Source organism: Streptomyces incanus, assembly GCF_042656345.1.
In the GTDB taxonomy this organism is placed as follows: Bacteria; Actinomycetota; Actinomycetes; order Streptomycetales; family Streptomycetaceae; genus Streptomyces; species Streptomyces incanus.
In genome coordinates this window covers 43258-63477 of sequence record NZ_JBHSPC010000028.1, presented here as the reverse complement: position 1 = coordinate 63477, position 20220 = coordinate 43258, and the positions used below count along the sequence as shown (strand labels likewise).

The window sequence follows — 20220 nt, the reverse complement described above, 5'->3', positions numbered from 1 at the left end:
TCGCGATATGAGCACCCAGAACCTCCCCCAGAGCCCCGAGCAGCCGCCTCGCAAGCCGCGTGTGGCCGTTGTGTTCGGCGGGCGCAGCTCCGAGCACGGGATCTCCGTCGTCACCGCCGGCGCCGTCCTCAAGGCCATCGACCGGACGAAGTACGACGTCCTGCCGATCGGTATCGCCCGGGACGGCCGCTGGGCACTCACCGCCGACGAGCCGGACCGCATGGCCATCGTCGACCGGCGGCAGCCCAGCGTGGACGAACTCACCGACGCGGCCGAGGGCACGGTGGTGCTCCCCCTCGATCCCGCGAGCCGTGAAGTCGTCTACAGCGAGCCCGGTTCGGTACCGAAGGCGCTCGGTGAGGTCGACGTCGTCTTCCCCGTGCTGCATGGCCCCTACGGCGAGGACGGCACCCTGCAAGGACTCCTGGAGCTCTCCGGTGTTCCCTACGTGGGCTCCGGGGTGCTCGCCTCCGCCGTTGGGCAGGACAAGGAGTACATGAAGAGGGTGTTCACCTCCTTCGGGCTCAAGGTCGGCCCGTACGTGGTGATCCGGCCCCGCGAGTGGGAGAACGACGAGCCCGCCGCCCGCAAGAAGATCGTCGACTTCGCCGGTGAGCACGGCTGGCCGCTGTTCGTGAAGCCCGCGCGGGCGGGCTCCTCGATCGGGATCACCAAGGTCGACGACCTCTCCGGCCTGGACGAGGCGATCGCCGAGGCCCAGCGGCACGACCCGAAGATCCTCGTGGAGGCCACCCTGCGCGGCCGCGAGATCGAATGCGGGGTGCTGGAGTTCGAGGACGGTCCGCGTGCCTCGGTGCCCGCCGAGATCCCGCCGCCCGACGCGCACGCGTACTACGACTTCGAGGCCAAGTACATCGACTCCACGCCCGGCATGGTGCCCGCACCGCTGACCGGCGAGGAGACGGCCGAGGTGCGCCGGCTGGCGGTGGAGGCGTTCGAGGCGGCGGGCTGCGAGGGGCTGGTGCGCGCGGACTTCTTCCTCACCGAGGACGGCGAGTTCGTCATCAATGAGATCAACACGATGCCCGGCTTCACACCCATCTCGATGTATCCGAAGATGTGGCAGGCCACCGGCATCGAGTACCCCGAGCTGGTGGACCGGCTGGTGCAGGCGGCGCTGCGACGGCGGACCGGACTGCGCTGAGGCGCGCGAAAGGTTCTAGGCCCGCACTTCGCGGGTCACCCGTTAGTGAAGGCTCAGCGCATGATCACCGACCGGTTCCCGCCGCGATCGGTTGCCCGATGACAATCACGCCGCCGGGCCGACCGCCCGTGGACCGATCCCGATCACTTGATCTTCACGATCGAGGGACCCGCGAAGTACGGGTCTAGGAGGCGATCCCCTCGGGGATCGCCTCCTTGATGGCGGGGGCGAGATCGATCAGTACGCCCGTGCTGTCCCGTCCGTCGGTCACCCGCACCTCGACATAGGCCTCACGGCTCGCGGTCGTGAAGCGGTGCGCCCCGTCGTCCTGCTGCTCCATCAGCCAGTCGACGCCGTCGACACCGCCCGCCATCGCCCTCGGGTCGTTGCCGTCGGCCACCTTGGGATCCACCATCTTCGGCGGTTGCCCGACACCGCACCGCAGTATGATCGCCTCGCCGCCCCAGCCCGCGGTCAGTGCGGACGCGGGTTCGGGATCGTCGCGATTCTCGTCGTCCACCGTCGCCGGCAGGACCTCGTCCAGGTTCCGGCACAGCTCGGTGGCCTTCGCGTCCGGGCTGGGAACCGCCGCCGACGCGCTGTCGTCTGCCGAGGAGCAACCCGCGGCGGTGATCAGCAGGGCGAGGGCGGGCAGGACGGCGTGGCGGCGGAAGGAACTCACCGCCACAGGGTAGACGGGGGCTACAGATGGACGACCGGGCAGGTCAGGGTACGGGTGATGCCGTCCACTTGCTGGACCTTCGCGACCACCATGCGACCCAGGTCGTCGACGGTGTCGGCTTGAGCGCGCACGATGACGTCATAGGGTCCGGTCACGTCCTCGGCCTGGACGATTCCAGGGATCTTGCCGATCAGATCGGCGACGGTCGACGCCTTGCCGACCTCTGTCTGGATCAGGATGTACGCCTGTACCACGGAACCTCCAGGGCGGCCACGAGGATCATGTGGGGAAAAGGAACGCCACGGTATCGCGTCGCCGCTCGCCGCGGGGAGACCCGCGGGAACCAGAACCCGCGCGCCGGGGTACGGACTGGACACAAGTTGACGGTCACTTCGACCGTAGCGAGGGCAGGGACGACTCGCGACCGGGAACGGGACCGGGAACGGACCGGTACAGAAGGGGAGCTGGGGAAATGAAGGGCACGGTTGGTGAGCTCGGGGAGTTCGGGCTCATCAGGGAGCTCACCTCCCGCCTCACCACCACCCCGGCGGTCCGGATCGGCCCCGGCGACGACGCCGCCGTGGTCTCCGCACCCGACCGCCGGGTCGTGGCCAGTACCGACGTCCTGCTCGAGGGCAGGCACTTCCGCCGCGACTGGTCCACCGCCTACGACGTCGGCCGCAAGGCCGCCGCGCAGAACCTCGCGGACATCGCCGCCATGGGCGCCGTGCCGACCGCGCTGCTGCTCGCGCTGGTCGTCCCGGGCGAACTGCCGGTGACCTGGCCCTCCGAGCTGATGGACGGACTGCGCGACGAGTGCCAGGTGGCGGGTGCCGCGGTGGTCGGCGGAGACGTCGTACGCGGCGACACGATCATGGTGTCGATCACCGCGCTCGGTGATCTGCGCAACCAGGAACCGGTGACCCGGGCCGGCGCACAGCCCGGCGACCTCGTCGCGGTGACCGGCTGGCTCGGCTGGTCCGCGGCCGGGTACGCGGTGCTCTCGCGCGGCTTCCGCTCACCGCGCGCCTTCGTCGAGGCGCACCGGCGGCCCGAACCGCCGTACCACGCGGGTCCCGCCGCGGCCGGGCTGGGGGCGACCTCGATGTGCGACGTGAGCGACGGACTGATCGCCGACCTCGGGCACATCGCCGAGGCCAGCAAGGTGCGTATCGACATCCGCTCCGGGGCGATCGACATCCCCTCCCAGATGAACGACATCGGGCAGGCCGTCGGCGTCGACCCCATGCAGTGGGTGCTGACCGGGGGAGAGGACCACGCGATCGTGGCCACCTTCCCGCCGGACGTGAAACTCCCCGCCCGCTGGAAGGTGATAGGCGAGGTGCTCAACCCCTCGGCGCTGCCCCAGGTGACGGTCGACGGGGCACCCTGGACCGCCCAGGGCGGCTGGGACCACTTCGCGGACATCGAGTCATGAGCGCCGGGAGCGCCGGAAGCGGCGTGGGCACGGAGGGCGCCGCGGGTGCCGGGGCCGTGCCGCCGAGGGTGCTGACGGTCGCCGGTTCGGACTCCGGCGGGGGTGCGGGGATCCAGGCCGACCTGAAGACGATGCTCGCGCTGGGCACCCACGGCATGAGCGTGATCACCGCGGTCACCGCGCAGAACTCGCTCGGCGTGCAGGGCGCCTGGCCGCTGCCGGTGGAGGCGGTACGGGCCCAGTACCGCAGTGTCGTCGACGACATCGGGGTCCAGGCGGTCAAGACCGGCATGCTGGCCTCCGCCGAACTCGTCGAGGCGGTGGCCGGTCTGCTCGCCGGCAGCCGGGCGCCGGTGGTCGTCGACCCGGTGGGGGTCTCCAAGCACGGGGACGCGCTGCTGGCGGCCTCCGCGCTCGACTCCGTACGGACGAAACTGCTGCCGGTCGCGACCGTGGCCACGCCGAACCTGGACGAGGTGACCCAACTCACCGGTGTGCGGGCACAGTCGGAACGGGACTTCCGCCGGGCCGCGGAAGCGGTGCTGGCGTTCGGGCCGCAGTGGGTCGTGATCAAGGGCGGCCATCTCGCCGGGGACTCGGGCGAGGCCGTCGACCTGCTCACGGACGGTTCACAGGAGCACTGGCTGCGCGCTCCGCGGTACGACAACCGGCACACCCACGGCACGGGCTGCACCCTGGCCTCGGCGATCGCCGCGCACCTGGCGAAGGGGCAGCCGGTGCCTCAGGCGGTGGCGGCCGCCAAGAAGTACGTCACGGGGGCGATCGCGGCCGGGTTCTCGCTGGGCTCCGGTATAGGGCCGGTGGATCACGGGTGGGCGCTCGGGCGGGGGACCGGCGTAGGGGCCGGGGCCGCGTCCGGCGAGGGCTGAGGCGGGACCCCGGCCGGGAACGGCGGCGTGGGCGGCAGGGCCCATGCCGCCCGTGCGTGCGGGCATGGCAAAAAGCCGGCCCACCCGAGGTGGACCGGCTCAGTGCGGTGGACCAGCTGTGGCCGCGCGCTCAGCGAGAGCGTCAGCGCGAGACCTTGCCGGCCTTGATGCACGAGGTGCAAGCGTTCACGCGCTTCGGCGTCCCGCCCACCACGGTACGCACACGCTGGATGTTCGGGTTCCAGCGACGGGGCGTACGGCGGTGCGAGTGCGAGATGTTGTTGCCGAAGCCCGGCCCCTTGCCGCAGACGTCGCAGTTGGCAGCCACGGGTCACTCCAAAGACTTCAGATGCACTTACGGTTGATCCCGGCATGCCGGGATCAGAACGTCGGAACTCGAGGAGTTCTTGGGAATCTGAGTGGCTCTGCCAGGGAGAGGCCCGATTCGGATCGGGCAACCGGAGCAGCATACAACGGCTGAACCAGTGGAACGAAACTACCATGGCAGCTCAGCGGCCCGCCCCGGCCCGCTTCCGCCGTCCGGCCCCCCAAGGTCTACGCTGCGTGCCACGTCCAGCAGCTCAGGGAGGCGCAGGTGGCACAGGTGCCGCAGACATTCTTCGATGCTCTCGCGGTGCGTGCCTGGTGCGGACTCGCGCTCGACGCCCTGGGGCGCGCGCGCGAGGAGATCGACGCGATCAACGTCTACCCCGTGGCGGACGGGGACACCGGTACGAATCTCTATCTGACGGTCGAGTCCGCGGCCACGGCGGTCGAGGCGGTGTTCGCGGGATACGCGGCAGAGGGGCCCGAGGGGCCCACGCTGGCCGACGCGGCGCGGGCGATGGCCCACGGGGCGCTGATCGGCGCCCGCGGCAACTCCGGGACGATCCTGGCGCAGCTGCTGCGGGGGATGACGCAGGTGCTGGCCGGGGACGGGGCGGCCCACGCCGACGGACAGGGGCTGCGGCGCGCCCTGCGGACCGCGGCCGACTCCGCGCGCCAGGCCGTGGCCCACCCCGTGGAGGGCACCGTGCTCACCGTCGCCTCGGCCGCCGCCGACGCGGCCGACGGTGCGGAGGGCGACTGCGGGAAAGTGGCGCGGGCGGCCTACGACGGCGCCCGCACGGCCCTCGCCGCGACGCCGGGCCAGCTGGCTGTGCTCCGGCGGGCGGGCGTGGTGGACGCGGGCGGCCGGGGGCTGGTGACGGTGCTCGCGGCCCTGGTCGAGACGTTCACGGGGGAGACGCCGAAAGGGCCCGCGCCCGGAGCGTACGGGAACGGTGCCGGGACACACGCGGGTGTGCGAACCGGCACCCACGCGCGCGTGGAGCACGACGAACCCGCCGGATGTGCCGACGGCGGGGGAGTGACGGAGGCCACGGTCACCGGGCCCGCCTACGAGGTGATCTACCTCCTGGAGGCCGAGGACGCGGCCGTGCAGCGGTTGCGGCAGCGGCTCGACGCTCTCGGGGACTCGCTCGTCGTGGTCGGCGGTGACGGACTGTGGAACGTCCACGTCCATGTCGACGACGCCGGAGCCGCCGTGGAGGCAGGGGTCGAGGCAGGGCGCCCGCACCGTATCCGGATCGCGCACTTCGGTGCCGGTGACGCCCATGCCCCCGGGGCCGGCCGGCCGCCCGTGGAGCGCACCGCGCGGGCCGTGGTGGCCGTGGTGCCCGGCGAAGGGCTGGCCGTCCTGTACACCGGGGCCGGTGCGACCACGGTCCTGGCCCGCCCCGGCGAGCCGCCCGCGAGCGGTGAACTGGTCGAGGCCGTCCGGCGGGCCCACGCGCACGAGGTGGTGCTGCTGCCCAACGACGCCGAGCTGCGCCACACCGCCGCCGCGGCGGCCGAACAAGCCCGCGCCGAAGGGCTCAGGGTGGCCCTCATCCCGACCCGCTCCGCGGTCCAGGGCATCGCGGCGCTCGCGGTGCACGAGCCGGAGCGCCGTTTCGACGAGGACGTGGTGGCGATGACCTCGGCGGCGGGCGCGACCCGGTACGCCGAGATCGCCGTCGCCGAACGGCAGTCCTGGACCATGGCGGGCATCTGCCAGGCCGGTGACGTCCTCGGCCTCATCGACGGCGACGTGGCCGTGATCGGCGACGACGTCACAGCCACCGCCACGGCCGTCCTGGACCGCATGCTCTCCGCCGGCGGCGAGATGGTCACCCTGGTCCTCGGCGACGAAACCCCCCACACCGTCGCCACCCACCTGGAAACCCACGTCCGCGAGGGCTACCTGGCCGTCGACACGGTCCTCTACCAGGGCGGCAGACAGGGCGCCCTGCTCCTCATCGGGGTGGAGTGAGGACGGGGCGACGGTCCCGTCCGTGACGGGCGGGGGCCGGTCGCGCGGGCGGCATCCGAGGCGGACACGAGTGCGCGGTGCCCGGGCCGGTGCGGGGGGTTCCAGCGGGGTGCCGCCTACCGCCCCGCCTACCGCCCCGCCTCGACCGCGGCCGCGCAACGCCGTCCGGCCCGGCCCCGCCCTCTGGTCTCGCCCCGTGCGACCTCGCCCGCGCCGGAAGGACTTCCGCCGCGTGCGGCCGTCCGCCTCTGCCGTGCCACCGGGCGCATGGGCCCCGCCGGGCAGGTACCGCCCCGGCCGCGCGTAGGCGGGCCGGCACCTGCCGGATTCGTACAACTGTCGTTGGGCGGGTCCAGTCCTCGGCGCGGCTTCCGTTTCTTCTCCGCGAGGGCCGGCCCGCCCTGGCGTGCGGGGGCCGGATGGCGGTCCGGCACCCGCCGGGTCCGTGGGGCCGTCGTTCGGCGGATTCAGTCCTGCGCGCGCTCTCGGTCCTCCCCCGCGAGGGCGTTCAGGAGGCGCTCCGCCTCGCCGCGCAGGGACTGGGCCGTGTCGTCCTCCTCCGGGGCGTTCTCGTGGGCGGTCAGGACGGCACGCGCGCGTGCGGCCGCGTCCGCGGGACGGCCCAGGTCGGCCTCCAGCCAGGCCGCGGCCAGTTCGGCCCGGGAGCGGTCCTGGAGGGTGTCCGGGCCGAGGAGCGCGAACGTGGCGATCGCCCGGTCCAGCGCGGTCACCGCCTCCTCGAACAGGGTCTCCCCGTCGTCGTCCGCGGCCCCTCCGTCCGCCACCCGCACCAGCAGGTCCGCGAACTGCCGGTGGGTGTGGCCGAGGTCGGCGGTGAGACGCGCGCGGGTCTCGTCGTCCGGGGCCGCGTCCACCGCCGCCTCGCACTCCTCGACCGCGTCCGCCATCAGCGTGCGTGCCCCGTCCGGGCCCGCCTCCCCGCGCAGCGTGAGCCACGCGCGGGCGCGCAGCGAGCGCACCAGACCGGGCGCGTCGCCGACCGTGCGCCACAGCTCGCCCGCGCGCGCGTAGGCCCGCTCCGCCTCGTCGGCCAGGCCCGCCTGCTCCAGGCTGGACGCGGCCAGATGGGCCAGCGTCGCGTGGTCCTGCTGCTCCGGCCAGTTCCGGGCGATCCCGGCGGCCTGCAACCGCCGCTCGGCGGCGGCCCGGTGCTCGCCCAGCTCACCGAGGCAGTCCCCGAGCCACCAGAGCGTCTGCACGACCGCCCCGTCGCCATGCGTCCCGGCGGTCACCTCGGGCAGTACGGACTCCAGCACCTCGGCGGCCTCGGCCCACCGCCCGCGCCGCAGCAGGAACCCGCCGAGCTGATGCCGCGCCCAGACGCCCAGCGTCGGTCCCTCGCCCGCCTCGTCGGCCCAGTGCGCCGCCTCCAGGGCGTGGTCCGTGGCCTCCGCCACCCGCCCGAGCCCGCCGGTGACCTCGGCGAGCTGCAGCTGCAGCTGCGCCCGCCCGACCGGCTCCAGATACGGCCCGCCGTGCTCCAGGGCCGCCCGCAGCGCCCGTTCGGCGCCGTCGACGTCGCCGAGGTGGTGGGCGAGCTGCGCCAGCCGGGTCTCGTACTCCACCGCGAACCACGGCAGCCCCGCCGCGACGAACGCCTCGGCGGCCCGCGCGGACAGTTCCGCGGCGGTTTCCACGTCCCCGGCGCGCCCCGCCAGCTCGCCGAGCATCGCCTGCGCCTCGGCGGCCCGCGCGGCGAGCCGAACGTCCTCACCGGTGTGCCCCTCCACGAGCGCGAGCACCGCGCGTACGGCGGTCACGGCCTTTTCCAGGACGGCGTCCTCAAGGTCCTCCCCGGCGGCGTGCACGCGCCGGGTCAGGATCCGCGCCCGTGCCATCAGCACCGAGGCCGTCTGCCGCAGGCCCGTACCGCCGGCGGCGTACAGCGCGAGGATCTCCTCGTGCGGCCCGGCCACCGCCGCGAGTGCCTCGTCCACCTGGCCCGCCAGCGCGTGGACGTACGCCGCACGCGCGCGTGCCGCCAGGGCCTCCCCGGGGTCGCCCGCCTCCGCGTACAGCTCGGCGGCCCGCTCGAAGAGGCCGGTGGCCTCGGGACCGAGGACCATCGCCTCGTGGTCGGCGACCTCCGCGCGGTCGCGGGGCTCCAGGGCGACGTCGTCCCCCGCCGCCTTTGCCTCCTGGGCGGCGCGCGCCACCGCCGCCCAGGCCTCCACGGCGTGCGGCTGCAGGGTGTCCGACATCCGCCGCGCCTCGACGAGCAGCGCGGGCAGCGAGGAATCGCCGGAGGACTCCGTGCCGGGTGCCGCGGACGTCTCAGCACCCGGCGCCACCGGCCGTACCGGGCGCTCGGGCGCGCGGATCGGGGACGCGCCCGACGGCCGTACGCCGAGCGGCAGCCGGTCCACCAGCGGGCGGCGCGCCATCCGCGCGAGGGCCCGCTCACTGACGTGCTCCGTGCCGTTGCGCTCGTCGAAACGGGCCGCCAGAGCGAGCGCCTCGGCCCGCGCGTGCGGGGCGAGTTCCGCGGCGGTCCAGGTCCGCCCGGCCGGACCGGGGACCTGGCCGCCGCCCAGGCCGAGCCAGGTCAGCCGGTCCATGAGCAGTGCCACCACGCTCAGGAAGTCCAGCTTGCTGCGCGGATGCCCCTCGTCGGTGAAGTAGGCGGGCCGCTCCGCGAGCAGTTCGAGGGCGCGCGCCTCGTTGCCGCTCAGCGCGCAGAACTCCACGTGGTCCGCGTAGGCGCCGCGCATGCTCTCCATGGGCCGGACCAGCCGGAAACCGCGCAGATGGTGGGCGCGCGCCTCGTCCGCGCGGCCCAGCCGCAGCAGCGGCAGCAGAGAGGACGCGAGGGCCGTGTGCGGTTCGTGGGCGCAGGTGAACTCGCCCTCCAGGACCGGCCGCCACAGCTCGAGCGCCTCCGCGTCCCGCCCGTTCTCCGCCTGCCACCAGCCCTGCCCGTGCAGTTCGCACGCGTGGCAGTCGGCCATGGTGTCCCGGTCGGCGGCCAGCCACCCGGCGTACGCCCGATCGGCCCGCGGCACGTCCCCGACATGCGCGGCCACACTGAACTCGGCGCTGCGCACCGCCCGCTCCGAATGACCGGCCAGCCGGTAGCGGTGCTCCATCTCGCCGAGCCACTTCTCGATCGACGCGAGCGGGATGTGCGGCTGGTCGAGCATGCCGGCCGACATCCACTTGAAGACCCAGTGCAGCGAATGCGTCTCGTACTCGTCGAAGTCCTCAGGGCGTTCGTCCCACATGCGCAGCAGCCGCGCGAAGGGGACGAACATCTTTCCCTTCTCCGAGCTGTAGTTGTAGACCTTCAGCTGGTGCCCGAGCGCCTCGATGACGGCGAGCGGGATGTTCAGCTTCTCGGCCTCGAGCAGCAGGTGCTCCGCGCGCGCGTTGCGAGCCGGCCCCTCCGGCTGTTCGGAGTTCTCGCCCATCGCGCGGCGCAGGGAATCGAAATCGGTGATCGAGCTCATCGGTGAGAGCCCCCCGTGGACTCGTCGTCGTGGGTGGCCCACTCCAGCAGGCCGAGGAACGCCCGGTTGAGCAGCGCCGAGTCGGCCGGTCGCAGCTGCCGCTGCGCCATGAGCAGCGCCTGCCCGTACAGCGACTCGGTCGCGGTGCCGATGAGTTCGGGGTCGCCCAGCGAACTGATCCGCCGCACCAGCGGGTTGAGGTGATTGAGCACCAGGCGCGCCCGCGGGGCACTGCCGCGCAGCGAGCCGAGGATGCCGGCCCACAGGTCGTCGGCCCCCGACTCCGCCTCGGCGCGCGCCTGTTCGTGCCGGGACTCCCGGTCGTCCAAGTGCAGTGCGGGCACGGACAGCGGGTGGAACGCGCGCAGGACGACGTCGCAGCCCAGCGGATCCAGCTTGGCCCGCGCGGCGGCCAGGAAGCCCGCCAGGGCCAGTTCCTCGGCCGGGTCCACCGCGTCCAGATGGGCGGTGACCGTGTCCGCGTCCAGCTCGGCGACCACGGTGCCCGGCCGCACCGAGGGCAGCGCCTCGACCAGCTCGCTGTCGTACGTGTAACCGCCGTTGACCACGCCGATGCCCTGCGCGGACGCGATCGGCGCGACCTGCCGGTACTCCTCGACCGTCCGCGTGAAGTGCACCATCGGGTGCCGCTGCGCGAACTCCTCCAGGGACAGCCGCCCGTCCGTCGTCTCGAACGGCAGCCAGGGCAGCATGGTGCGCAGCATCTCCCGGTCGTGCCGCGCGAGCGCCTTCACGCCCAAGTAGTGCACCGACAGGAACGCCGCGAGCCGCTCCGGGTCACCCGCGGCCAGCCCGGTCAGCCAGCCGCGGACCCGCTCGCCCAGCGCCTCGCGGACCCCGGCCAGCGTCTCGTCCTCGTACAGCGACTCGCGTGAGGCCGTGGGTCGCAGACTGTCCGTGTCCAGGACGCAGCGCACGAAGAAGGCCCAGTCGGGCAGCAGCTGTTCGGCCCGCTCGGTCAGCAGCATGCCCTTCAGGTGCACGCGGTGCCCCGCGCGCTGGGCCGGGCTGACCGCCGAGGGCAGCACGTACGCCACTCCGCGCACCCCGGCCAGTGGCACGTCCAGGTCGATGGAGTCCAGCGGAAGGAAGCCGAACAGTTCGTGACAGTGCCGGGCGAGCGCCACCCTGCGGGCGGCGGGGCTCGGATACGCACGGTCCCAGGGCGCGGGCAGCTCGGTGACCTTCTCCTCGCCCACCCGCACGTCGTACGGCAGCAGCGAGCCGAAGTCCCGGGCCAGCGACAGGACCCGCGCCTCGGCCAGCCACTCGGCGGACCCGGTCCGCGCCACCAGGTGCACGGTGGTGCCCGGTTCGGGCCGCGCCTCGTGCGGCAGCGTCCGCACCGTGTACGAACCGTCGTCGCGCGCCGTCCACTCCACGGGCGGCGCGTCCGGCGTCCGTGAGCTGCGGCTGACCACGCGGATCCGCTCGGCCACCACGAAGCAGGCGAGCAGCCCGATGCCGAACTGCCCGAGGAAGTCCGAGCGGGCCTCCTGCAGACCCTCGGCGCGCTTGGAGCTGCGCCCGATGGTGGCGAGCAGATGGTGCACGTCCGCCTCGGTGAGGCCGACGCCGGTGTCCTCCACCCGCAGCGCGCCCGCCTCCACGGACAGCCGCACCCGGGCGGGGGCGTCCGGATCCTCGGCGCGGCGGGCGGTGATGGCGTCCACCGCGTTCTGCAGCAGCTCGCGCAGATAGACCTTGGGACTGGAATAGAGATGATGGGAGAGCAGGTCCACCAGGCCACGGAGATCGACCTGGAACGTATGGGGCGACTGGGGTGAGCCGGATGCCTGGGGTGCCTGAGAGATCTGGGAGTCCATCGTCACGGCGCCGGTGGGGGGACTCTTGACGGCGCGGGGTCGGGCGGTCCCGGTGAGGCGGTGACCGCGGGGATGGCCGGAGCGTTGGCGCGTCATCCTAGAGCCCGGGAGACTCCTCTGACCAGGGAATTCCCAACCCTCCGCCAAGCTCTTCGAGCAGGGCCCCACTCGCCGCACCGGGCCCGGACCCGAGGACATCCGGTACGAGGCTCGGGGCCCGGCGCACCGAGAGCACGCTTCCCCGAGCTCTCGTCTTCGCTCGAGCAGGAGGGGGACCCCATGACGCCGCGAGGCCCGCCCCCGGCGGACGACGCGAGTCGGACGACAGGGCCCAGCGGCACCGGCGTTCCCGCTTTGTCAGTGCCGTGGTGTGCAATGGATCCCGTGCCCGCACTGCAAGAACCGTCGAGAGAACCACTGCAACAGCCGCTGAAGTCGGTGCTCGGCCCTCCCACCGCGAAGGTGATGGCCGAGTACCTCGGCCTGCACACGGTCGGCGACCTCCTCCACCACTATCCCCGCAGATACGAGGAGCGCGGCCAGCTCAGCCACCTCGCCGATCTCCCCATGGACGAGCACGTCACCGTGGTCGCCCAGGTCGACGACGCCCGCCTGCACACCTTCGCCTCCACCAAGGCCCCGCGAGGCAAGGGCCAGCGCCTGGAGGTCACCATCACGGACGGCAGCGGCCGGCTCCGACTCGTCTTCTTCGGCAGCGGAGTCCACAAGCCGCACAAGGAACTCCTGCCGGGCACCCGCGCGATGTTCGCCGGCAAGGTCTCCGTCTTCAACCGCCGCCTCCAGCTCGCCCACCCCGCGTACGAGCTGCTGCGAGGCGATCCGCAGGAGAGCGTCGAGACCTGGGCCGGCGCGCTCATCCCGATCTATCCCGCCACCGCCAAACTGGAGTCCTGGAAGATCGGCAAGGCGCTCCAGACCGTCCTGCCCCACGCCCAGGACGCCGTGGACCCCCTCCCCGGCCCGCTGCGCGAAGGGCGCGGCCTGGTCCCGCTCCCCGAGGCCCTGCTGAAGATCCACCGCCCGCACACCAGGGCGGACATCGAGGACGCCCGCGCCCGCCTGAAATGGGACGAGGCCTTCGTCCTCCAGGTCGCCCTCGCCCGCCGCCGTCACGCCGACGCCCTGCTCCCCGCCGTCGCCCGCAAACCGGAGCCCGACGGCCTGCTGGCCGCCTTCGACGACCGGCTCCCCTTCACGCTCACCGACGGCCAGCGGAAGGTCTCCGGCGAGATCTTCGCCGACCTCGCCACCGAACACCCGATGCACCGGCTGCTCCAAGGCGAGGTCGGCAGCGGAAAGACCCTGGTCGCCCTGCGCGCCATGCTCGCCGTCGTCGACGCCGGGGGACAGGCGGCCATGCTGGCGCCCACCGAGGTGCTCGCCCAGCAGCACCACCGTTCGATCACCGAGATGATGGGCGAACTGGCCGAGGGCGGCATGCTGGGCGGGGCGGAGAACGCCACGAAGGTGGTGCTGCTCACCGGCTCGATGGGCACGGCGGCCCGCCGCCACGCCCTGCTCGACCTGGCCACCGGCGAGGCCGGCCTCGTGATCGGCACCCACGCGCTGATCGAGGACAAGGTGCAGTTCCACGACCTGGGCCTGGTCGTCGTCGACGAGCAGCACCGGTTCGGCGTCGAACAGCGCGACGCCCTGCGCGGCAAGGGCAAACAGCCCCCGCACCTGCTCGTCATGACCGCCACCCCCATCCCGCGCACGGTCGCGATGACCGTCTTCGGCGACCTGGAGACCTCCGTCCTCGACCAGCTCCCGGCCGGCCGCTCGCCCATCGCCAGCCATGTCGTCCCCGCCGCCGACAAACCCCACTTCCTGGCCCGCGCCTGGGAACGGGTCCGCGAGGAGGTCGAAAAAGGCCACCAGGCGTACGTGGTCTGCCCGCGCATCGGGGACGAGGAGGACGACCCGAAGAAGACCGGCAAGGCGAAGCCCGCGACCCCCGAGGACGACACCGAGAAGCGCCCGCCGCTCGCCGTCCTCGACGTCGCCGCACACCTGGCCGAGGGGCCCCTGAACGGTCTTCGCGTGGAGGTCCTGCACGGCAGGATGCAGCCGGACGACAAGGACGCCGTCATGCGCCGCTTCGCGGCCGGCGAGACCGATGTCCTGGTCGCCACCACCGTCATCGAGGTCGGCGTCAACGTCCCCAACGCCACCGCCATGGTGATCATGGACGCGGACCGCTTCGGCGTCTCCCAGCTCCACCAGCTGCGCGGCCGGGTCGGCCGCGGCTCGGCCCCCGGCCTGTGCCTGCTCGTCACCGAGATGCCCGAGGCGAGCCCGGCCCGCGCGCGGCTCGGCGCGGTCGCCGAGACTCTGGACGGCTTCGAACTCTCCCGCATCGACCTCGAACAGCGCCGCGAGGGCGACGTCCTGGGCCAGGCCCAGTCCGGCACCCGCTCCAGCCTGCGCGTGCTCGCCGTCATCGACGACGAGGAGATCATCGCCGAGGCACGCGAGGAGGCCACCGCGGTCGTCGCCGCCGACCCCGAGCTGGAGCGCCTGCCGGGACTGCGCACCGCGCTGGCCGCGCTGCTGGACGACGAGAGGGAGCAGTACCTGGAGAAGGGCTGACAGACTGGGACGGCCGGGCACCGACAAGCACACCGACGAGGACAAGGACGAGGACATGACCCGCGTGATCGCCGGCCGGGCCGGCGGACGCCGCCTGGGCGTACCGCCGGGCAGCGGCACCCGCCCCACCTCCGACCGTGCGCGCGAAGGCCTGTTCTCCACCTGGCAGGCCCTCCTCGGCGGCCCGCTGGACGGCGAGCGCGTCCTCGACCTGTACGCCGGGTCCGGCGCCGTCGGCCTGGAGGCCCTGTCCCGGGGAGCCGGACACACCCTCCTCGTCGAGGCCGACGCCAGAGCCGTCCGCACGGTCCGGGACAACGTCAAGGCACTGGGGCTGCCCGGCGCCGAGGTCAGACCGGGCAAAGCGGAACAGATCATCCGTACGCCCCCGCCCGCCGAACCGTACGACCTCGTCTTCCTCGACCCCCCGTACGCCGTCTCCGACGATGATCTCCGCGAGATCCTTCTCACACTCCGTACCGGGGGCTGGCTCACCGGCGAAGCCCTCGTCACCGTGGAGCGCAGCACCAGAGGCGGGGATTTCGCGTGGCCGCCCGGTTTCGAAGCGCTCCGGGCCCGTCGCTACGGCGAGGGAACGTTTTGGTACGGTCGCGCCGCCTCTACGTGCGAAGACGCACGATGACCGGACCGGAGAGCGAGGGACCACCAGTGCGCCGCGCCGTCTGCCCCGGGTCGTTCGACCCCATCACCAACGGACATCTCGACATCATCGCCCGAGCCTCGAGTCTCTATGACGAGGTCTACGTCGCGGTGATGATCAACCAGTCCAAGAAGGGCCTCTTCGAGGTCGAGGAGCGGATCGACCTGATCGGCCGGGTCACCGCCGAGTACGGGAACGTCCGGGTCGAGGCCTTCCACGGCCTGCTCGTCGACTTCTGCAAGCAGCGCGAGATCCCCGCGATCGTCAAGGGCCTGCGCGCGGTCAGCGACTTCGACTACGAGCTGCAGATGGCCCAGATGAACAACGGCCTCTCGGGCGTGGAGACCCTCTTCATCCCCACCAACCCGACCTACAGCTTCCTGTCGTCCTCCCTGGTCAAGGAGGTCGCCACCTGGGGCGGCGACGTCTCGCACCTGGTGCCCCCGGAGGTCTTCTCCGCCCTCTCCGAGCGCCTCCGCAAGGACTGAGAGCCACCCGCCCACGGTCCGGGCGCCGCCCGCGCGAGCACTGAGCGCACGGCGGAGCCGGACCGGCCCTCCAGCCCCGGGGCCGCCGCCCCCGGGCAATCCGCCGGGCGGTGTTCCCCACCCGCCCCAGGGTCGTACAGTCGTTGCGTCCGTCTCCAACACAGCTGTAGAGAGTGGCGAGCACACGGTGGACGTGCAGAAGAAGCTGGACGAGATCGTCGACCTGGTCTCCGGGGCCCGGTCGATGCCCATGTCGGCCTCGTGCGTGGTCAATCGCGCCGACCTGCTCTCGATGCTCGAAGAGGTGCGCGCGGCGCTGCCCGACTCGCTCGCCCAGGCCCAGGAACTCATCGGCGGCCGCGAGCAGATGGTCGAGCGGGCACGCCAGGAGGCCGAGCGGATCATCGAGGGCGCGCACGCCGAGCGCGGCTCCCTGATCTCCGGCACGGAGGTCGCCCGCCGCTCCCAGTCCGAGGCCGACCGGATTCTCACCGAGGCCCGCAAGGAGGCCGAAGAGGTCCGCGCCGAGGCCGACGACTACGTCGACTCCAAGCTCGCCAACTTCGAGGTCGTCCTCACCAAGACCCTCGGCTCCGTCGGCCGCGGCCGCGAGAAGCTGCTCGGCACCGGACCCGGCCTCGACGAGCAGGGCTACGTGGACCCCGAGGAAGACGACGCCCCCGAGCGCAGCCACGACCCGGAGACCCTGCGCCGCAGCGCCGACGAGTACGTCGACGTCAAGCTCGGCGCCTTCGAGGCGGTCCTCGCCAAGACCCTGGAGGCGGTCGGCCGGGGCCGCCAGACCCTGCACGGCCGGATCGCCAGCGACGACCTCGGCGCCCTCGCCGAGGACATGACCACCATCCAGCACTCCAGCGACGCCGACTACCTCGCCGACCTCGCGGCCATGTCGGACGCCCCGGCCCAGCGGCCCGCCCGGCCCCAGCAGGCCGCGCCCGAGCAGCCCCAGCAGGTCGCCCAGCCGGACTACGCCCAGCAGCAACAGGCGTACGGCTACGCGCAGCAGAACGAGCAGCCCGATCCGTACGGCGGCTACCCGCAGCAGTACGGCGGCGGGCAGGACCCCTACGGCTACCCGCAGCAGGCCGCCGCTCAGCAGGCCGACCCGTACGCCGCCTACCAGGGCTACGAGACGCCGCAGCAGCCGGCCTACGACCCCGGACAGGGCCGGCAGGACTACGCCCCCCAGCAGCAGGACCCCGCGGCCCTCGACGAGATCAGTCTCTTCGACACCAGCATGATCAGCGCCGAGCAGCTGCGCGCCTACGAACAGGGCCGCGGCAACGGCTGACCGTCCGGCCACGGCCCGGGCGGTGCCCGGCCCGTGGCCTGTCACCGGCCCGGATTGGGACGAGAGCCGAAGGTCCAGTATCCTGGCTCCTCGGTCGTGTGTGTACTGCGCTGACTTCGTAGACGTCCGCGATCCACGCTGCCCGGGAACACCATGGGACAGCGTTTCTCCGAGCTCGAAGATCGAAAGCAGGAATGGCTCTGAACGCCCGCCTCGACCACCGCAATCCCCTCGTGTTCGACACACACGAGCTGGGACGGAGGCCGGGCGCGCTGCAGCGCCTGACCCGCTCGCTCGAGGCGCCCAGGGACCTCGGGATCCAGGGAGTCATCGGAGTGCCGGAAGGCGCCCCGGTGGAACTCGAACTCCGGCTCGAGTCGGTCATGGAAGGTGTGCTGGTCACAGGCACCGCCCGTGCGACGGCCGAGGGGGAGTGCGTAAGGTGTCTGGAGCCGCTCGAGCAGGAGCTCGTCGCGGAATACCAGGAGATGTTCTCGTACCCTGACGCCGACGACCGGGGCCGCGTGAAGGCGGAACCGGGCGACGACGCCGAGGACGACGAGGACAGGCTTCCCCTCGAGGACGGCATGTTCGACCTCGAGCCCGTGCTGCGCGATGCGGTGGTGCTCGCACTGCCGATGCAGCCGGTGTGCCAGGACGACTGCCCCGGCCTGTGCTCCGAATGCGGAGCCCGGCTCGCGGACGACCCGGACCACCACCACGACGCCGTCGACATCCGTTGGGCGGCACTGCAGGGACTCGCCGGTTCACCCGAAGATGGCGAGAAGGACGAGATGAGCGGCGCCGAACCGGGCGTCGACGAGAAGCAGGAGAAGTAGCCGTGGCTGTTCCGAAGCGGAAGATGTCGCGCAGCAACACGCGCCACCGCCGGTCGCAGTGGAAGGCTGCGGTCCCCACCCTGGTTGCGTGCGAGCGCTGCCACGAGCCCAAGCTGCAGCACATCGCGTGCCCGTCTTGCGGCACTTACAACAAGCGCCAGGTCCTCGAGGTCTGAGCGGCTGGTGAGAGGCACTGTGTCCACGCCCAAGAAGCAGTCGCCCCGCGAGAGCGGGAGCGGATCGGCGGACCACCAGGCCTCGTCCCACACGCTTCTGGAAGGGCGGCTCGGCTACCAGCTCGAGTCCGCCCTTCTGGTACGCGCGCTGACCCACCGTTCCTACGCGTACGAGAACGGCGGTCTGCCGACGAACGAGCGACTGGAGTTCCTGGGGGACTCCGTGCTCGGCCTCGTCGTCACGGACACGCTGTACCGCACCCACCCCGATCTGCCCGAAGGACAGCTGGCCAAGCTGCGGGCCGCGGTGGTCAACTCGCGTGCGCTGGCGGAGGTGGGCCGCGGGCTCGACCTCGGTTCCTTCATCCGGCTCGGCCGCGGTGAAGAGGGCACAGGTGGCCGGGACAAGGCATCCATCCTCGCCGACACCCTCGAAGCGGTGATCGGCGCGGTCTATCTCGACCAGGGACTCGACTCGGCGGCGGAGCTGGTGCACCGTCTGTTCGACCCGCTGATCGAGAAGTCCTCCAACCTCGGTGCCGGCCTGGACTGGAAGACCAGTCTCCAGGAGCTCACCGCGATCGAAGGACTCGGCGTGCCCGAGTACCTGGTCACGGAGACCGGCCCCGACCACGAGAAGACCTTCACTGCTGCCGCCCGCGTCGGAGGCGTCTCGTACGGCACCGGCACCGGCCGCAGCAAGAAGGAAGCGGAGCAACAGGCCGCCGAGTCCGCCTGGCGGTCCATCCGGGCCGCCGCGGACGAGCGCGCCGAGGCGGCTGCCTCGACCGAAGCGGCCGGCCCGGTCGCCGACGCGGGCGCCGAACCTGCCGCCGAGGCGTCGTCGGCCTCCGCCTGACGATCCGTACACGGATCACGCGGCACCCGCGGTCTTCGGGGTGTTCGCGATACACGCAGAGCGCGACCCGAGCGCCCGCCCCCGGCAGGGGACGGGTGTTCGGGTCGCGGTCGTGGAGAGAGGTCCTCGGAGGGGGAACCATGCCCGAGCTGCCCGAGGTCGAGGTCGTACGGCGCGGACTGGAGCGGTGGGTCGCCCACCGGACCGTCGCCGCGGCCGAGGTGCTGCACCCGCGCGCGGTCCGCCGCCACCTCGCCGGCGCCGACGACTTCGCGCACCGACTGAGGGGTCACCGCGTCGGCGTCCCCGGCCGCCGCGGCAAGTACCTGTGGCTGCCCCTGGAGGACTCGGACCAGTCGGTCCTGGCCCACCTCGGCATGAGCGGCCAGCTGCTGGTCCAGCCGCACAGCGCGGCGGACGAGAAGCACCTGCGCGTGAGGGTCCGCTTCACCGACGACCTGGACACCGAGCTCCGCTTCGTCGACCAGCGCACCTTCGGCGGGCTCTCGCTGCACGACAACACCCCCGACGGGCTGCCCGAGGTCATCGCGCACATCGCCCGAGACCCCCTCGACCCGCTCTTCGACGACGAGGCCTTCCACCGGGCGCTGCGCCGCAAGCGCACCACGATCAAACGGGCCCTGCTCGACCAGACACTGATCAGCGGAGTGGGCAACATCTACGCGGACGAGGCGCTGTGGCGGGCCCGCATCCACTACGAGCGCCCCACGGAGACCTTCACCCGCCCACGCTCCCAGCTTCTCCTGGACCACGTCCGGGACGTGATGAACGCCGCCCTCGCGGTGGGCGGCACCAGCTTCGACAGCCTGTACGTCAACGTCAACGGCGAATCGGGCTACTTCGACCGGTCCCTGGACGCCTACGGCCGGGAGGGCCTGCCCTGCCGGCGCTGCGGTACGCCGATGCGCCGACGGCCCTGGATGAACCGGTCCAGCTACTTCTGCCCGAGGTGTCAGAGGGCTCCGCGCGCCGCGTCGTAGCTCTCGCGGGCCTGGAGCACGTCGTCCATGCTGTCCTCCAGGAAATGGATGAGGGACAGCACGCGCCGCGCGACCTCGTGGCCCAGCGGGGTGAGTTCGTAGTCCACCCGGGGCGGGTTGGTCGGCTGCGCCTCGCGGTGCACCAGACCGTCGCGCTCCAGCGCGTGCAGCGTCTGGGAGAGCATCTTCTCGCTCACACCGTCGACCCGGCGGCGCAGCTCGTTGAAGCGCAGCGACCCCTCGCACAGTGCCCCGAGCGTCAGCGCGCCCCAGCGTCCCGTCACATGCTCCAGCGTGCCGCGCGACGGGCACAGTCTGGCGAACGCGTTGTAGGGGGGCCGCTGCTCCGCCGAATCCTCCGGGTGCGGCCGCGTGCTCGTCATGCCTTCAGCGTACTTCGATACAGCGCTTACCCACGGATTGCACTCACCGCACGACAGCGCCGGTAAGACCGTACGGAGAGGCACG

At 72.5% G+C, this 20220-nt stretch carries 18 protein-coding genes; 12 read left to right on the top strand and 6 right to left on the bottom strand.

Features of this window, described 5'->3' with window-relative positions:
• Positions 1-7 precede the first annotated feature (7 nt).
• A complete protein-coding gene (locus ACFP2V_RS11080; protein WP_381209262.1) occupies positions 8-1165 on the top strand; it encodes a D-alanine--D-alanine ligase family protein in 1158 nt (385 codons plus the stop codon).
• A gap of 184 nt (positions 1166-1349) precedes the next feature.
• Here ACFP2V_RS11080 and ACFP2V_RS11075 read toward each other — a convergent pair whose 3' ends face one another.
• Together ACFP2V_RS11075 and ACFP2V_RS11070 are read right to left on the bottom strand one after the other, a co-directional pair.
• Positions 1350-1847: a DUF3515 domain-containing protein gene (locus tag ACFP2V_RS11075; protein WP_381209259.1), complete on the bottom strand. Its 498-nt coding sequence runs from the start codon at positions 1845-1847 to the stop codon at positions 1350-1352.
• 20 nt (positions 1848-1867) lie between these two features.
• The gene (locus ACFP2V_RS11070; protein WP_381209256.1) at positions 1868-2101 is read right to left on the bottom strand and encodes an Lrp/AsnC family transcriptional regulator; all 234 of its coding nucleotides are present in this window, start codon (positions 2099-2101) and stop codon (positions 1868-1870) included.
• A gap of 218 nt (positions 2102-2319) precedes the next feature.
• Here ACFP2V_RS11070 and ACFP2V_RS11065 point away from each other — a divergent pair, with 218 nt between their 5' ends.
• Together ACFP2V_RS11065 and thiD are read left to right on the top strand one after the other, a co-directional pair.
• Positions 2320-3285: a thiamine-phosphate kinase gene (locus ACFP2V_RS11065; RefSeq protein ID WP_381209253.1), complete on the top strand. Its 966-nt coding sequence runs from the start codon at positions 2320-2322 to the stop codon at positions 3283-3285.
• On the top strand, positions 3282-4175 hold the full coding sequence (thiD, locus tag ACFP2V_RS11060) for a bifunctional hydroxymethylpyrimidine kinase/phosphomethylpyrimidine kinase (RefSeq protein WP_381209250.1): 894 nt from the start codon (positions 3282-3284) through the stop codon (positions 4173-4175). Before ACFP2V_RS11065 ends, thiD begins: the two co-directional genes overlap by 4 nt.
• A gap of 142 nt (positions 4176-4317) precedes the next feature.
• On the opposite strand, the gene rpmB is transcribed toward thiD, so the two are convergent.
• A complete protein-coding gene (gene rpmB / locus ACFP2V_RS11055) occupies positions 4318-4503 on the bottom strand; it encodes a 50S ribosomal protein L28 (protein ID WP_004924906.1) in 186 nt (61 codons plus the stop codon).
• Positions 4504-4770: 267 nt separating this feature from the next.
• On the opposite strand from rpmB, the gene ACFP2V_RS11050 reads away from it, so the two are divergent.
• Positions 4771-6489, top strand: a complete 1719-nt coding sequence (locus tag ACFP2V_RS11050) for a DAK2 domain-containing protein (RefSeq protein ID WP_381209246.1) — start codon at positions 4771-4773, stop codon at positions 6487-6489.
• 467 nt (positions 6490-6956) lie between these two features.
• On the opposite strand, the gene ACFP2V_RS11045 is transcribed toward ACFP2V_RS11050, so the two are convergent.
• Both ACFP2V_RS11045 and ACFP2V_RS11040 read right to left on the bottom strand, forming a co-directional pair.
• Positions 6957-9956 carry a tetratricopeptide repeat protein gene (locus tag ACFP2V_RS11045; protein ID WP_381209243.1) on the bottom strand — a complete coding sequence of 1000 codons (3000 nt, stop codon included), beginning with the start codon at positions 9954-9956 and terminating at the stop codon, positions 6957-6959.
• Positions 9953-11803 (bottom strand): HSP90 family protein, encoded by a 1851-nt coding sequence (locus tag ACFP2V_RS11040; RefSeq protein ID WP_381209320.1) that lies wholly within the window; start codon positions 11801-11803, stop codon positions 9953-9955. The genes ACFP2V_RS11045 and ACFP2V_RS11040 overlap by 4 nt, the downstream gene beginning before the upstream one ends.
• 375 nt (positions 11804-12178) lie before the next feature.
• On the opposite strand from ACFP2V_RS11040, the gene recG reads away from it, so the two are divergent.
• The 8 genes from recG (at position 12179) to mutM (ending at position 19752) form a co-directional block, all read left to right on the top strand.
• On the top strand, positions 12179-14416 hold the full coding sequence (gene recG, locus ACFP2V_RS11035) for an ATP-dependent DNA helicase RecG (RefSeq protein WP_381209240.1): 2238 nt from the start codon (positions 12179-12181) through the stop codon (positions 14414-14416).
• Between the two features lie 55 nt (positions 14417-14471).
• A complete protein-coding gene (gene rsmD / locus ACFP2V_RS11030; RefSeq protein ID WP_381209237.1) occupies positions 14472-15059 on the top strand; it encodes a 16S rRNA (guanine(966)-N(2))-methyltransferase RsmD in 588 nt (195 codons plus the stop codon).
• 26 nt (positions 15060-15085) lie between these two features.
• Positions 15086-15565, top strand: a complete 480-nt coding sequence (gene coaD / locus ACFP2V_RS11025; RefSeq protein WP_381209317.1) for a pantetheine-phosphate adenylyltransferase — start codon at positions 15086-15088, stop codon at positions 15563-15565.
• A 187-nt stretch (positions 15566-15752) separates the two neighbouring features.
• Positions 15753-16877 carry an ATP synthase F0 subunit B gene (locus ACFP2V_RS11020; RefSeq protein WP_381209234.1) on the top strand — a complete coding sequence of 375 codons (1125 nt, stop codon included), beginning with the start codon at positions 15753-15755 and terminating at the stop codon, positions 16875-16877.
• A 194-nt stretch (positions 16878-17071) separates the two neighbouring features.
• Positions 17072-17716: a YceD family protein gene (locus tag ACFP2V_RS11015; RefSeq protein ID WP_381209231.1), complete on the top strand. Its 645-nt coding sequence runs from the start codon at positions 17072-17074 to the stop codon at positions 17714-17716.
• Positions 17717-17718: 2 nt separating this feature from the next.
• Positions 17719-17892: a 50S ribosomal protein L32 gene (rpmF, locus tag ACFP2V_RS11010; RefSeq protein ID WP_007493396.1), complete on the top strand. Its 174-nt coding sequence runs from the start codon at positions 17719-17721 to the stop codon at positions 17890-17892.
• 7 nt (positions 17893-17899) lie between these two features.
• Positions 17900-18751, top strand: coding sequence for a ribonuclease III (gene rnc, locus ACFP2V_RS11005; protein ID WP_381209227.1), 852 nt, complete (start codon positions 17900-17902; stop codon positions 18749-18751).
• A 140-nt stretch (positions 18752-18891) separates the two neighbouring features.
• Entirely contained in the window at positions 18892-19752 is an 861-nt protein-coding gene (gene mutM / locus ACFP2V_RS11000) for a bifunctional DNA-formamidopyrimidine glycosylase/DNA-(apurinic or apyrimidinic site) lyase (protein ID WP_381209224.1), read from the top strand.
• Here mutM and ACFP2V_RS10995 read toward each other — a convergent pair.
• Positions 19725-20135: a winged helix-turn-helix transcriptional regulator gene (locus tag ACFP2V_RS10995; RefSeq protein WP_381209221.1), complete on the bottom strand. Its 411-nt coding sequence runs from the start codon at positions 20133-20135 to the stop codon at positions 19725-19727. The two genes, mutM and ACFP2V_RS10995, sit on opposite strands and share 28 nt — an antisense overlap.
• Positions 20136-20220: the final 85 nt, after the last annotated feature.